The 13,425-nt window shown below is 69.3% G+C and carries 13 protein-coding genes; 6 read left to right on the top strand and 7 right to left on the bottom strand.

Translation table 11 applies throughout. The annotated features are described in order from the left end of the window. Positions 1 to 19: 19 nt before the first annotated feature. Together U6958_RS31620 and U6958_RS31615 are read left to right on the top strand one after the other, a co-directional pair. The gene (locus tag U6958_RS31620) at positions 20 to 1,162 is read left to right on the top strand and encodes a DSD1 family PLP-dependent enzyme (RefSeq protein ID WP_016452040.1); all 1,143 of its coding nucleotides are present in this window, start codon (positions 20 to 22) and stop codon (positions 1,160 to 1,162) included. Next, the gene (locus U6958_RS31615) at positions 1,152 to 1,547 is read left to right on the top strand and encodes a RidA family protein (protein ID WP_016452039.1); all 396 of its coding nucleotides are present in this window, start codon (positions 1,152 to 1,154) and stop codon (positions 1,545 to 1,547) included. Before U6958_RS31620 ends, U6958_RS31615 begins: the two co-directional genes overlap by 11 nt. 31 nt (positions 1,548 to 1,578) lie before the next feature. On the opposite strand, the gene corA is transcribed toward U6958_RS31615, so the two are convergent. The 4 genes from corA to tsaB form a co-directional block, all read right to left on the bottom strand. Continuing rightward, positions 1,579 to 2,565, bottom strand: coding sequence for a magnesium/cobalt transporter CorA (gene corA / locus U6958_RS31610; RefSeq protein ID WP_016449112.1), 987 nt, complete (start codon positions 2,563 to 2,565; stop codon positions 1,579 to 1,581). 173 nt (positions 2,566 to 2,738) lie between these two features. Further along, positions 2,739 to 3,698 carry a uracil-DNA glycosylase family protein gene (locus U6958_RS31605; RefSeq protein ID WP_074920852.1) on the bottom strand — a complete coding sequence of 320 codons (960 nt, stop codon included), beginning with the start codon at positions 3,696 to 3,698 and terminating at the stop codon, positions 2,739 to 2,741. After that, positions 3,689 to 4,213 (bottom strand): ribosomal protein S18-alanine N-acetyltransferase, encoded by a 525-nt coding sequence (gene rimI, locus U6958_RS31600; protein WP_016449114.1) that lies wholly within the window; start codon positions 4,211 to 4,213, stop codon positions 3,689 to 3,691. The genes U6958_RS31605 and rimI overlap by 10 nt, the downstream gene beginning before the upstream one ends. Beyond that, complete coding sequence (tsaB, locus tag U6958_RS31595; RefSeq protein ID WP_016449115.1) at positions 4,210 to 4,950, bottom strand: tRNA (adenosine(37)-N6)-threonylcarbamoyltransferase complex dimerization subunit type 1 TsaB; 741 nt, start codon at positions 4,948 to 4,950, stop codon at positions 4,210 to 4,212. Before tsaB ends, rimI begins: the two co-directional genes overlap by 4 nt. Before the next feature lie 69 nt (positions 4,951 to 5,019). On the opposite strand from tsaB, the gene dacB reads away from it, so the two are divergent. The 3 genes from dacB to U6958_RS31580 all read left to right on the top strand — a co-directional run bounded on the left by dacB (position 5,020) and on the right by U6958_RS31580 (position 8,689). Next, a complete protein-coding gene (gene dacB, locus U6958_RS31590) occupies positions 5,020 to 6,588 on the top strand; it encodes a D-alanyl-D-alanine carboxypeptidase/D-alanyl-D-alanine-endopeptidase (protein WP_034363446.1) in 1,569 nt (522 codons plus the stop codon). 264 nt (positions 6,589 to 6,852) lie between these two features. Next, the gene (locus U6958_RS31585; RefSeq protein WP_017404003.1) at positions 6,853 to 7,986 is read left to right on the top strand and encodes an SGNH/GDSL hydrolase family protein; all 1,134 of its coding nucleotides are present in this window, start codon (positions 6,853 to 6,855) and stop codon (positions 7,984 to 7,986) included. A gap of 31 nt (positions 7,987 to 8,017) precedes the next feature. Next, positions 8,018 to 8,689 carry an OmpW family protein gene (locus U6958_RS31580; protein ID WP_016449118.1) on the top strand — a complete coding sequence of 224 codons (672 nt, stop codon included), beginning with the start codon at positions 8,018 to 8,020 and terminating at the stop codon, positions 8,687 to 8,689. Between the two features lie 64 nt (positions 8,690 to 8,753). Here the strand turns inward: U6958_RS31580 and U6958_RS31575 are convergent, their stop codons facing one another. After that, a complete protein-coding gene (locus U6958_RS31575) occupies positions 8,754 to 10,292 on the bottom strand; it encodes a CoA-acylating methylmalonate-semialdehyde dehydrogenase (protein WP_074920850.1) in 1,539 nt (512 codons plus the stop codon). Between the two features lie 82 nt (positions 10,293 to 10,374). Between U6958_RS31575 and U6958_RS31570 the strand changes: the two genes are divergently transcribed. Then, positions 10,375 to 11,325, top strand: coding sequence for a LysR family transcriptional regulator (locus U6958_RS31570; RefSeq protein ID WP_034363449.1), 951 nt, complete (start codon positions 10,375 to 10,377; stop codon positions 11,323 to 11,325). Between the two features lie 10 nt (positions 11,326 to 11,335). Here the strand turns inward: U6958_RS31570 and U6958_RS31565 are convergent, their stop codons facing one another. After that, positions 11,336 to 12,316: a tripartite tricarboxylate transporter substrate binding protein gene (locus U6958_RS31565; RefSeq protein ID WP_074920848.1), complete on the bottom strand. Its 981-nt coding sequence runs from the start codon at positions 12,314 to 12,316 to the stop codon at positions 11,336 to 11,338. 46 nt (positions 12,317 to 12,362) lie between these two features. Further along, entirely contained in the window at positions 12,363 to 13,382 is a 1,020-nt protein-coding gene (locus U6958_RS31560) for a tripartite tricarboxylate transporter substrate binding protein (RefSeq protein WP_083393554.1), read from the bottom strand. Positions 13,383 to 13,425: the final 43 nt, after the last annotated feature.

Below are 13,425 nucleotides of genomic sequence, written 5' to 3'. Positions count from 1 at the left end.
CGATGGAGAGAGAAACACCATGCAAGACACACTTCTGACCCTGGACACGCCCGCTGCCGTGATCGACCTCGCACGCATGCAGCGCAACATCCACCGCATGCAGCAGCGCATGGACGCGCAGGGCGTGCGCCTGCGCCCCCATGTGAAGACCAGCAAGAGCGTGCCCGTGGCCGCCGCGCAGCGCGCGGCCGGGGCCTCGGGCATCACGGTCTCCACCCTGAAGGAGGCCGAGCAGTTCTTTGCCGCTGGCACCACCGACATCCTCTATGCAGTCAGCATGGCGCCGCACCGCCTGCCGCAGGCCCTGCAACTGCGCCGGCGCGGCTGCGATCTCAAGCTCATCGTGGACAGCGTGGCGGCGGCCCAGGCCATTGCCGCGTTTGGCCGCGAACAGGGCGAGGCCTTCGAGGTATGGATAGAGATCGACACCGACGGCCACCGCTCCGGCGTGGGCGCCGAAGATGCGCCGCTGCTGCTGGCCATTGGCCGCACGCTGCACGATGGCGGCATGCGCCTGGGCGGCGTGCTCACGCATGCCGGCTCCAGCTACGAGCTGGACACGCCCGAGGCGCTGCAGGCGCTGGCCGAGCGCGAGCGCGCCGGCTGCGTGCAGGCCGCCGAAGCCCTACGCGCGGCCGGCCTGCCGTGCCCCGTGGTCAGCGTGGGCTCCACGCCCACCGCGCTGGCGGCATGCCGGCTGGACGGCGTGACCGAGGTACGCGCAGGCGTCTATGTGTTCTTCGACCTGGTGATGCGCAACATCGGCGTGTGCACGGCCGAGGACGTGGCGCTGTCGGTGCTGGCCACCGTGATCGGCCACCAGGCCGACAAGGGTTGGGCCATCGTGGACGCAGGCTGGATGGCCATGAGCCGCGACCGGGGCACGGCGAAACAGCGGCAGGACTTCGGCTACGGCCAGGTCTGCGACCTGCATGGCGAGGTGATGCCGGGCTTCGTGCTGACCGGCGCCAACCAGGAGCACGGCATCCTGGCGCGCGCTGATGGCGCGATAGAGGCCGACATCGCCGCCCGCTTTCCCCTGGGCACGCGGCTGCGCATCCTGCCCAACCATGCCTGCGCCACGGGCGCGCAGTTCCCGGCCTACCAGGCGCTGGGGGCAGATGGCTCGGTGCAAACCTGGGAGCGGCTCCATGGCTGGTGAAAACGGGATCGATCTGCGCCATGCATCGCCGAACCTGCCTGCGCCGGGCGGCCACTACAGCCACACGGCCACGGGCCAGGGGCTGGTCTTCGTGTCAGGGCAGCTGCCCATACGGCCCGACGGCACGCGCCTGGTGGACGCCAGCTTCGAGGACCAGGCCCGGCAGGCGCTGGCCAACCTGGCAGCGGCGCTGGAGCTGGCCGGCAGCGGCGTGCCGCGGCTGCTGCAGGTGCGCGTGTACCTGGACGACATGGCGCACTGGCCGGCCTTCGACCGCATCTACGCGGACTGGGCCGGCGCACACCGGCCCGCGCGCGCCGTGGTGCCCACGGGGGCGCTGCATTTCGGGTTGAAGGTGGAAATCGAGGCCGTGGCGCTGGCCTGAAGAAAGCCCGGCCCGAGGGGGCCGGCTGCCGCTACTTCAGCCAGCCGCGCTTGCGGAAATACAGCATGGGCCCGACGGCGCTGAGCACCATGAGCGCGATGACGTAGACGTAGCCGAACTCCCACTCCAGCTCGGGCATGAAGCGGAAGTTCATGCCGTAGACGCTGGCGATCAGCGTGGGCGGCAGCAGGGCCACGCTGGCCACCGAGAAGATCTTGATGATCTTGTTCTGGTTGATGTTGATGAAGCCGACGGTGGCATCCATCAGGAAGTTGATCTTGTCGAAGAGGAAGGCCGTGTGGCTGTCCAGCGATTCGATGTCGCGCAGGATCTGGCGCGCTTCCTCGAACTGCTCGGCATTGAGCATCTTGGAACGCATCATGAAGCTGACGGCGCGGCGCGTGTCCATGACGTTGCGGCGGATGCGGCCGTTCAGGTCTTCCTGGCGCGCGATGGCGCCCAGCACTTCGCGGGCCACATCGTCGGTCACGTCGCCGGACAGCACCATCTTGCTGGCCTTCTCCAGGTCGTCGTAGATGCCTTCGAGCGTATCGGCCGAGTACTCGGCGTCGGCGTCGAACAGCTTGAGCAGCACGTCCTTGGCCTCGTCGATCAGGCCCGGCGCGCGGCGCGCGCGCATGCGCAGCAGCCGGAAGACCGGCACGTCCTCGTCATGGATGGAGAACAGCACGCCGCAGCTGCGCAGGTTCTTGTTGTGCTCGTTGACGATGAAGGCCACGCGCACGGAGCGGGGGTCCTCGTCATCGTCGATCAGGAAGTCGCTGCGGATGTGCAGCTCGCCGTTGTCTTCTTCGTAGAAGCGGGCCGATTCCTCGATGTCGTCGTCCATCGCATCTTCGGGGATGGACAACTCGTAGTGCTGCTTGATCCAGCGCTTTTCCTCGACCGTGGGCGACTCCAGGTCCACCCAGATCGGCTTGAAGCGGGACAGCTCCTCCAGCGACTCGATCTCTTCTTGAACCAGGCGGCCATTGGCCAGCGTAAAGATGTTGAGCATAGGCTCACTCCAGGTGTTCTTCTCAGGCGTGCGGGGTATCGGGGGTGCTTTCAACCCCACAGGCCAACCGGGAGTTGAAAGCTACCAACTGGGGTAGGTTTCCACGGAGCTTTCTCCAAGATGCAAAGCATCGGATTATGCAGCGTTGCGCTGCAGCATGCGGGCCGGCCGCGCTATTCGGAAGCGGCTCCAGGGGGCATCTGGCGGCCTGTCACAAAAGCCTGGGCATGGCACAGGTCGGCCCAGGCGCCGGCCTTGGCCTGGGGGGCGCGCAGCAGATAGTTGGGGTCGTAGCTGACCACGGCCGGCACACCGGCGATGCGGTGAGGCTCGGCGCGCAGGCGGCCCAGGGCCTCCTGGCGCCCCAGCACGGCGCGCGCCGTGGCCAGGCCCAGCACCAGCACGCAGGCCGGGCGCAGATCGCGCAGCAGTGCCTCCAGCGACGGTTGCAGGGCCGGGACCTCGGGCGCCTCCTGGCCTTCGGCCGGAGGCTGCACGCGGTGCAGGGCGGCGCTGTACAGGCGCGGATGGTCCTGCAGGTTCAGCGCGCGCAGCATGTTGTCCAGCAGCCGGGCAGCATCGCCTTCCAGCGCGGTGCGCGCGCAGTCGGGGCCGGGGCGCCGGGCGGGCGGCAGCGGCAGGGAGTTGGCCGGCGGCTCCAGCAGGATCAGCCAGCCGCCTTCGCCGCCATCACCGGCCGGCGGCGTTGCCGCATACACGGGACGCACGGGGCCCAGCCGCCAGCCCAGGCCCGGTGCGCCGGCCACGGGCTGCTGCACGTAGCGGCGCGGCGGGCGTTCGCGTTCGGGGATGACGGGTGCAGGAGAGGCGTGCACGGGTGCGGGAGGCGGTGGCGCCTGGACCGGCGCCTGAACAGGCACCTGGACGCGTGCGGGCGTTGGCGCGGCGACAGACGCCGGTGCAGCAGACGCCGGGGAGGGCGCCTCCTGCACGGGCGGCGGCACGGGGCGGGCCACCAGCGGATCTGCCAGGGGCGCCGCTGCAGGCGCATCGGAGGGCGCAGCCAGGGCCTCGGACAGCACGGCGGGCGCGGTCTCGGGTTCGGGCAGCCAGACAGTGATGCCCATGGCATGCAGCATGGCCCGCTGGCGGGTGTCTAGATTCAGGGCCATAGCTTGAGGCTCATGAGCACGGCATGCTCGCGCGGGCCGTCGTGCATGGGGTAGTAGTTCTTGCGCAGGCCCACTTCCTGGTAGCCATGCGCGGCGTAGATGCTGCGTGCGCGGACATTGCTCTCGCGCACTTCCAGCCAGATCCATTGGGCCTGGCGCTGGCGCGACCACAGGGCCAGGGCGTCCAGCAGGATGCGGGCCCAGCCCTGGCGCTGGCGCGCCGGGGCCACGGTGATGTTGAGCAGGTGCACCTCGTCGAGCACGATCATGGCGACGAAGTAGCCGACCAGCCCGCCCTGGGCATCCACCAGCAGCTGGGTTTCATAGCCGGCCGCCATGGCGTCGATGAAGTTGCCGCGCGTCCAGGGATGGGAATAGGCCTGCTGCTCCACGGGCAGCAGCGTGTCCAGCCACAGCACGTTCAGCGGCTCGAAGCGCACGCTGTCCCGCTCCGACGCCAAGGCGTCGGTCAGGGGCGGCAGCGGCCGCGAGGGCTGTGGCGTGTGCGTGCTCATGCCTGGGCAGGAGGGGTCTCTGTGGTCTGCACGGGTGAAGCAAGCGCGGCTGCCGCCTTGGCAGCCTCGCGCTCGGCCGTGGTCTGCGCGACTTTATCGCGGATGTAGCGCGGCAGGGCCTGGTCGGCCGGCAGGGCGCGGTCGGCCGCCAGCATCGCAGGGGCCAGGCGCAGCATGGCGGCGGCCGTGGGCAGCGCAGCCACATGGCTGGCCTGGGGCGCCAGGCGCTCGCCATAGGCGGCCAGGGCGTTGCCGGCCACCACGGTGCCGGGCGGCAGCTGCAGGGCCTCGGGCGCGCACAGGCCGAAGTCGCCGCTTTGCTCGCCGATGTCGTTCCAGCGGCCATCGGCCCAGTGGTAGGCGGCGTGGTAGACCTCGTTCATGCGCGCATCGATCACGGCGATGAGGTCGGTGCAGCCGTATTGCATGCGCGCCTGCTCGGCCACGGCCAGCAGGCTGTCCATGGGCAGCACGGGCACGCGGGCGGCAAAGGCCAGGCCCTGGGCCACGGAGCACGCCGTGCGCAGGCCCGTGAACGAGCCCGGACCCCGGCCGAAGACGATGGCCCGCAGCTCGGCGAACTCCAGTCCGGCCTGGGCCATGAGGGCCAGGATGGCGGGGATCAGCTCGGTCGAGGTCTGCGGGCCGCCGGGGCCGCTGTGTTCCCAGACGGCATCGCCGCGCTGCACGGCGATGGAGAGGGTGTCGGTACTGGTGTCTAGGGCAAGAAGATTCATGGCGTGGGGCAGGCGGCGGTGCCGCAGCAAGCCCTGGATTATCGGTGCCCCGCCCGGCCCGCGCGCGGCATGGCCGCAATGACCGGCGTAGACTTGCCGGCCATGTTGCATCTTTCGCTGTCTTCTTTCCTTATTTCCTCGATTTCCTCCGCCTTCTCACTCGGAACGCCGCGTTCACACCGGGGCCTGGCAGCCGCGCTGCTGGCGGCGGCTGCCCTGCCCGGCATGGCCATTGCCCAGGCCGATGCGCCCACGTCACCGGCGGCCCTTTCCACCAAGACTGCGCGCGAAAGCCGGCTGCCGCCTCCCGTGGAAGCCGCCCTGGCGCGCGCCAAGCTACCGCGCGAGGCGGTCTCCGCCCTGGTGGTGGAGGTCGATGGCCGGGCCGCTCCGCGCCTGGACTGGCAAAGCCATGTGGCCATGAACCCGGCCTCGGTGATGAAGCTGGTCACCACCTATGCGGCGCTGGACCAGCTGGGTCCTGCCCATGTCTGGCGCACGCCCGTCTTCCTGGGCGGGCCGGTGCAGGACGGCGTGCTGCGCGGGCCGCTGTACATCCAGGGCCAGGGCGATCCCAAGCTCGTGATGGAGCGGCTGTGGCTGATGCTGCGCCGCCTGCAGGGCATGGGCATCAAGGTCATCGTGGGCGACATCGTGCTGGACCGCAGCGCGTTCTCCGTCCCCGCCCACGATCCCTCCACCTTCGACAACGAGCCCTGGCGCCCCTACAACGTGGCGCCCGACGCCCTGCTGGTCAACTACAAGGCCGTGACGGTCGGCTTTGTGCCCGACGCTGCGGCGGGCGTGGCGCGGCTGCAATACGATCCGCCGCTGGCCGGAATCCAGCAACAGGAAACCGTGCCCCTGGCGCCGGCAGGCAGCGAGTGCGGCGACTGGCGCGCCCGGCTGCAGCTGGACATGGCCGACCCGTTGCGCATCGCCTTTGCCGGCACGTTCCCGGCCAGCTGCGGCGACAAGAGCTGGTCGCTGGCGCCGGCCCAGCCCGAGGCCTTCGCGGCGCGCGCCATCGAGGGCATGTGGCGCGAGCTGGGCGGCAAGCTCACGGGCACCGTGCGCGACGGCCGCGTGCCGGCCGGCCTGCAGCCGGCCTTCCAGAGCGAATCGCCCTCGCTGGCCGAGGTGGTGCGGGACATCAACAAATACAGCAACAACGTCATGGCCCAGCAGGTGTTCCTGACCATGGGCATGCAGCGCACCGGCGTGGCCAGCTTCGAGGCCTCGCGCCAGGCGCTGGGCCAGTGGTGGCAGGCGCGCTGGGGTGCGGCCGAGCAGCCCGTGGCCGACAACGGCGCGGGCCTGAGCCGCGAGGCGCGCATCACGGCCTCCGGCCTGGGCCGCATGCTGCAGCAGGCCTGGGCCTCGCCCGTGATGCCGGAGTTCGTGGCCTCCATGCCCATCGTCGGCGTCGATGGCACGCTGCGCCGCAGCCTCAGCCGCGTCCAGGGCATGGCACACCTGAAGACCGGCACGCTGCGCGATGCCTCGGCCCTGGCCGGCTATGTGGATGGTGCCAGCGGCCGCCGATACGTGCTGGTGGCCATGGCCAACCACGCCAATGCGGCCGCCGCGCGCGCGGCCTGGGATGCGCTGGTGGACTGGACGGCGCACGACCGCTGATACGCCGCCTGCGCTCCTGTTCCAGGGCCTGCTTTTGCAGGCCCTTTCCGTTGTGTTTCCGCCTCCTGCCCGGCAAGGGCCTTGTCCTGCCTGCGGGCGCCAGACCGGTATTTATCGTCTATTCGCCCGCGTGCGAAATGCCCGGTAGGCCCGCGATTCCTATCGGTACTTGCCCGGTGTCGCCAAGGTGCGACTGTCGCTACGATGGCAATCACCAAAAAAAGCACGGTCGTGCTATTCACAACACTTCACGGAGATCACACCTTGGCAAATCGTTATCGAATCCTCGCGGCCTCCCTGGCCACGGCCGGCCTGCTGGCCGCTTGCGGTGGCGGCAGCGGCGCCGACACCACCCCCCGTGCCAAGATCACCTCCGTCAAGGTGATGGGCGACAGCCTCTCCGACAGCGGCACCTTCGGCTACAAGTTCACCGTGCAGAACGCCACGCTGACAGGCGCCGGCTCCAACCAGGTCTGGGCCGAGCGCGTGGCGGGCCTGTACAACATCTCCCTGTGCCCGCGCTTCAACGGCACGGCCTTCACGCCCAACACCTCGTGCAACAACTACGCCGTGGGCGGCGGCCGCATCAACTACACCAGCGCGCCCACGGCGCCCATCTCCATCACGCAGCAGATCCTGCTGGCCGGCGCGGCTGGCTTCACGGCCGATGACCTGGCCGTGATCGACGGCGGCGCCAATGACGCGGCCGACGTGATCGGCGCCTTCCTGGCCGCTTCCAGGGACCAGGGCGCCAACTTCAAGGCACTGCTGTCCACCAAGATCGACGCGGCCACGCTGGGTGCGCTGCTGCAGCAGGGCCAGGCCGGCATGGCCCAGGCCGGCGGCCTGTACATGCAGAACCTGGCCAAGGGCTATGTGTCCACCATCCAGGCGAATGTGCTGGGCAAGGGCGCCACGCGCGTGGCCATCCTCAACGTGCCGGCCATCACGCTGACGCCGCGCTTCCAGCTGGTACTGCAGTCGGTGGCCCAGCAGCAGGGCTCGGCCGCCGCCGCCCAGCTGGAGACCGTGTTCGACGGCTGGGTCAAGGCCTTCAACCAGCAGGTTGCCACCGGCTTCGCGGGCGAGAGCCGCGTGGCCATCATCGATTTCTACAGCGAGTTCCGCCAGCAGATGGCCGACCCCGCCCAGTACGCCTACACCAACGTGAAAAAGGCGGCCTGCCCTGCCACCGGCGCGGGCGCCGACGGCCTGCCCACCTACAGCTTCCCGACCTGCACCGAGGCCGCGCTGTCCGCCTCCATTCCCGTGGGCGAGACCAGCGCCAACTGGTGGAAGAGCTATGCCTTTGCCGACAGCTTCCACCCCACGCCCTATGGCCATCAGCAGATGAGCCAGCTGGCCTCCCGCACCCTGGCCCGTGCCGGCTGGCTGTGATCGCAGTCATGCAGCACGAGGAGACACATCCATGAAGACATTCCTGCGCATCACCGCCGCCGTGGCCATGGCCACGGCCTGCATGGCCGCCACCGCCCAGTCCGCCGGCACCTGGAGCGTGCGCCTGGGCGCCACGCGCATCGATCCCCAGACCAGCAGCGGCTGGCTGAGCACACCCAGCTTCCCCGACACCCGCGTGGACGTGAAGGCCAACAGCCAGCTCACGGGCGGCGTGACCTACATGGTCACCAACAACTGGGCCATCGACGTGCCCATGGGCCTGCCGTTCAAGCATGACTTCGTGGGCAATGGCGCCATCTCCGGCACGGGCAAGCTGGGCCGCACCAAGGTGCTGCCCGCCACCGTGTTCGCGCAGTACCGCTTCGGCGAGGCCAACTCCGCCTTCCGCCCCTACCTGGGCCTGGGCGTGACCTATGCCAAGTTCTTCGGCGAGCGCACCACGGCCTCCCTCAACGGCCTGACCGGCGGCACGCTGGCCAACCCGACCACGGCCTCGGTGGACAGCAAATGGGGCCTGACGCCCCAGATCGGCTTCGTCTACAACTTCAACGAGCGCTGGTTCCTGGACGTGGCCTACTACAAGAGCTTCCTGAAGACCACGGCGCACCTGTCCTCGGGCCAGAGCGTGTCGCTCAAGCTCAATCCGAACGTCTACGCCATCGGCATCGGATACCGCTTCTGACAGGTCGCAGTCCCCAAAGAAAAACCAGCCCGCGGGCTGGTTTTTTCATGGAGGGGGACTGCGCCTACTTGGCCGTGGGCATCACGAATTCCGCGCCCTTGGGCGTGCTCTCGGGCCAGCGCTGCATGATGCTCTTTTGGCGGGTATAGAAGCGCACGCCTTCCTCGCCATAGGCGTGCATGTCGCCGAACAGGCTGCGCTTCCAGCCGCCGAAGCCGTGCCAGGCCATGGGAACGGGAATCGGCACGTTGATGCCGACCATGCCGACCTCGATGCGGCGGCCGAACTCGCGCGCCACATTGCCGTCGCGCGTGAAGCAGGCCACGCCGTTGCCGAACTCATGGTCGTTGACCAGCTGCACGGCCTCGGCGAAGTCCTTGGCGCGCACCACGGCCAGCACGGGGCCGAAGATCTCTTCCTTGTAGATGCGCATGTCGGGCGTGACATGGTCGAACAGCGTGCCGCCCAGCCAGAAGCCGCCCGAGGTGTCCGTGCCTGTGGAGGCGCCGGCCGCCTTGCCATCGAAGCCCCGGCCATCGACCAGCAACTGCGCGCCTTCCTTGACGCCCAGGTCGATGTAGCCGCTGATGCGCTCGTGTGCGGCGCGGGTCACGATGGGGCCCATTTCCGCGGCCAGGTCCTCGCCGTCCAGCACCTTCAGCGCCTTGGTGCGCTCGATCAGGCGCGGCAGCAGCTGGTCGGCCGCGTCGCCCACGAGCACGGCCACGCTGATGGCCATGCAGCGCTCGCCGGCCGAGCCGTAGCCGGCGCCGATCAGCGCGTCCACGGCCTGCTCGATATCGGCATCGGGCATGACCACCATGTGGTTCTTGGCGCCGCCCAGGGCCTGCACGCGCTTGCCGTGGCGCGCGCCCGTCTCGTAGATGTAGTTGGCAATGGGCGTGGAGCCCACGAAGCTCACGGCCTTCACGTCGGGATGCTCGATCAGCGCGTCCACCGCCTCCTTGTCGCCCTGCACCACGTTGAACACGCCGTCAGGCAAGCCCGCCTGCTTGAGCAGGTCGGCGATCAGCAGCGACGGCGTGGGATCGATGGGGCTGGGCTTGAGCACGAAGGTATTTCCCGCCGCAATGGCCACCGGGAACATCCACATCGGCACCATCACCGGGAAATTGAAGGGCGTGATGCCCGTGACCACGCCCAGGGGCTGGCGCAGCGTCCAGTTGTCGATGCCGGTGGAGACCTGGTCGGTGAAATCGCCCTTGAGCAGCTGCGGAATGCCGCAGGCGAATTCCACGATGTCGATGCCGCGGCTGACTTCGCCCTGCGCATCGGTGAAGACCTTGCCGTGCTCGGCCGTGATCGCATGGGCCAGCTCGTCCTTGTGCTGGTTGAGCAACTCCAGGAAGCGCAGCAGCACGCGTGCACGGCGGATGGGCGGCGTATCGGCCCACTTCGGGAAGGCCGCCTTGGCCGCCGCCACGGCGGCATCGACATCGGCGCGCGAGGCCAGGGCTACGCGGCCCGTGACCTGGCCGGTGGCCGGGTTGGTCACGTCCTGCCCGCGGTCGCTGGCACCTGCCGTGCGCTGGCCGTTGACGTAGTGGACGATGGAAGCGAAGGAGGTGTTTGCGGTGTTCATGCCAGGCAGTCTAGAAGTGCGCTTTCTGCCTGCCTAGGCGCTGCGCTTGAATTGATTGTTCGATTTGCTGAACAATCCATGCATGGCAAATGAAAAACCCGATGCCAAGGCCGAGGCCTTGTGGAGCCACCTGCACTGGCTGGTCGTGCTGGAGCAGCAGGGCAGCTTCACCTCGGCCGCCGCGCGTTTGGGCGTGAGCAAGGCGGCCATGAGCCAGCGCGTGGCAGAGCTGGAGCGCGCGGCCGGCATCGCCCTGGTCACCCGCACCACGCGCAGCGTGCGCCTGACCGAAGCGGGCCAGCGCCTGGTGGACGACACGCGCGGTGCCTTCGAGCACATTGCCCACAGCTTCTCCGGCGTGCGCGACCTGGCTGCCGCACCGCGCGGCCTGCTGCGCGTGACGGCGCCGCTGGCCTTTTCGCGCCAGCAACTCATGCCGCGCCTGCCGGCCTTCCTGCGCGCACATCCGCAGATCCGGCTGGAGCTGGACCTGTCGGACCAGATACGCTCGCTGGCGCTGGAAGGGTTTGATCTGGCCATACGCCACGTCACGGCGCCGCCCGAAACCCATGTGGCCTGGGCGCTGGCGCCCACGCGCTCGCTGCTCGTGGCCAGCGCGGACTACCTGGCCGCGCACGGCACCCCGTCCACGCCGCAGGACCTGGCCGCGCACCACTGCCTGCACTATCCGCGCACCCAGGGTGCCCCGGCCTGGAGCTTCGTTCCCCGCGACGCCGGCGTGGACGGCGTGCGCGTCGTCGTTCCCGTGACCGGCGGCTTTGCCGCCAACAACAGCGAAATCCTGCGCGACGCGGCACTGGCCGGCCTGGGCATCGCCCTGGTTCCGGACTTCAGCGCGCAATCGGGCCTGGCCTCCGGCCACCTGAGCGAAGTCCTGCCCGGCTGGCGGCCCGTCGACGCCTTCGGCGAACAGCTGTTCGCCATCCGCCCCTACGCCAGCCACGTCCCGCGCGCGGTGGCGGTGTTCGTGGAGTTCCTGCGGGCGTCGTTTGCGGCGGGGTTCATCCGCTGAGGGCGAGCCCTCAGGCCTTGATCCCCAGCTTGTCCACCAACTGCTTGAACACCGCGTTGTCGCGGTCGATCACGGCCTTGAATTCGGGCTGGTCCAGGTAGCCCTCGCCCATGTTCTGCTTGGCCATGGTTTCCCGCAGGACGGGGTCCTTGAGGGTCAGGGCCATGGCCTTGCGCAGGGTCTGGACCACGGCGTCGGGCGTGTTGCGGGGCACGGCCAGGCCGCGCCAGCCGCCGATGAGCAGGTCGATGCCGCGCTCCTTGAGCGTGGGCACGGCTTCCCAGCCGGCCTGTATGCGCTGCTCGGCCATGATGGCCAGCGGGCGGATCTTGCCGGCCGCCACATAGGTGGCCACCTCCACGGGCGTGACGGCCACGGCCTCGATGTGGCCGCCCAGCAGGTCGAGCACGGCGGGGTTGGCGCCGCGGTAGGGCGCGTGGTTGAACTTCACGCCCGCCTTGTCCTGCAGCGCGGCGGCGGCCAGGTGGCCCAGCGAGCCCGGGCCGGCATTGCCGATGCGCACCGCTGCCTCGTCCTTGCGCGCGGCGGCGATCAGTTCCTCGATGCTGCGATAGGGCGAGTCGGCACGCACGGCGATGGTGGCGGGGTCGGCGTTCAGGCGGGCCACGGGCAGCACGGCGTCGGAGCTGATCTTGGTCAGCCCCATGTGCGGGATCATGGTCAGCTCGACGGTGATGATGCCGATCTTGTAGCCGTCCGGCCGGGCATTGGCCAGCTCGGTCCAGCCCACGGCGCCGCTGGCGCCTGCGCGGTTGAGCACGATCAGGTCCTGCGGCAGGTGCTTGCGCGCCACCTCGGCCAGCGCGCGTGCCAGCACGTCGGTGCCGCCGCCTGCAGCGAAGGGCACGATGAGTTCGATGGGGCGCTGGGGCCAGGCGCCGGCAGGCGCTTGTGCCACGGCGGGCAGGACGGGCGCTGCGGCCAGGGCGCCGAGTGAGCGGATGAAATGGCGGCGGGATGCGGTGGTCATGTTGTCTCCGGAATCTGTTCTAAGTGTCTTTTGTCGCTGCTGCGCTTCAATCCATTTTGATTTGGGCCGCCTTGATCACGCCGCTCCACAGCGCCTGTTCCGAGCGCACGAAGCCTGCGAACTGCTGCGGCGTCATCTCCATGGGCTGTATGCCGATCTCTTCGAGCTTGGCACGCGTCTCGGGGTGGCGCAGGGCGGTGGCCAGGCTCTTGTTCAGGCGCTCGGTGAGCGCGGGGCTCAGGTGGGCGGGGCCGACGAAGCCCTGCCAGGCATAGGCTTCGAAACCGGGCACGCCGGCCTCGGCCATGGTGGGTACGTCGGGCAGGATGGGCAGGCGCTGAGGCGTGGCCACGGCCAGCACGCGCAGCTTGCCCGCGCGGATGGCCGAGATGCTGGGCGGCAGGTCCACGAACATGGACTGGATCTGGCCGGCCATGAGGTCCTGCAGCGCCGGGGCCGAGCCCTTGTAGGCCACGTGCAGGATCTGGGTGCCCGTGCGCTGCTTGAACAGCTCCAGCGCCACGTGCAGCGGCGAGCCCGGCCCCGACGAGGCCGAGGAGATGCCGCCCGGCTCCTTGCGCGCCATGGCCAGGAATTCCTGCACGTTCTTCGCGGGGAAGGACGGATGCACGGCCAGCACCAGCGGCATGCGGCCCAGACCGCCGATGTAGCTGAAGTCCTTGCCCGCGTCATAGCTCAGGCGCGCATACATGGCGGGGTTGAAGGCCAGCGTGCCCGAGTCGGCCGTGCCCAGCGTGTAGCCATCGGCCGGGGCGCGTGCGATCAGCGTGGCGCCGATGATGCTGGCCGCGCCGGGACGGTTGTCCACCACCACGGGCTGGCCCAGGTCCTTGCCCATCTGCACGGCCAGCTGGCGCGCGATCACGTCGGTGGTGCCGCCCGGTGCATAGGGCACCACCCATTTGACGGGCTGGGTGGGCCAGGCTGGCGCACCCTGGGAGGAGGGGGCTGGGGTGGATTGCGCCTGGGCGGTGCCCATGCCCAGCGTCAGCAGGGCGCAGGAAAGCCAGGCCTGGCGGTGCAGGACCATTGGGTTGAACAGCATTTTTTGTCTCCGGTGGTTTTTATGGGGATCTGTTGCGCCGTGC

It is taken from the genome of Delftia lacustris, assembly GCF_040267515.1.
Classification (GTDB): domain Bacteria; phylum Pseudomonadota; class Gammaproteobacteria; order Burkholderiales; family Burkholderiaceae_C; genus Comamonas; species Comamonas tsuruhatensis.
This window is presented reverse-complemented; position numbering and strand designations above follow the sequence as displayed.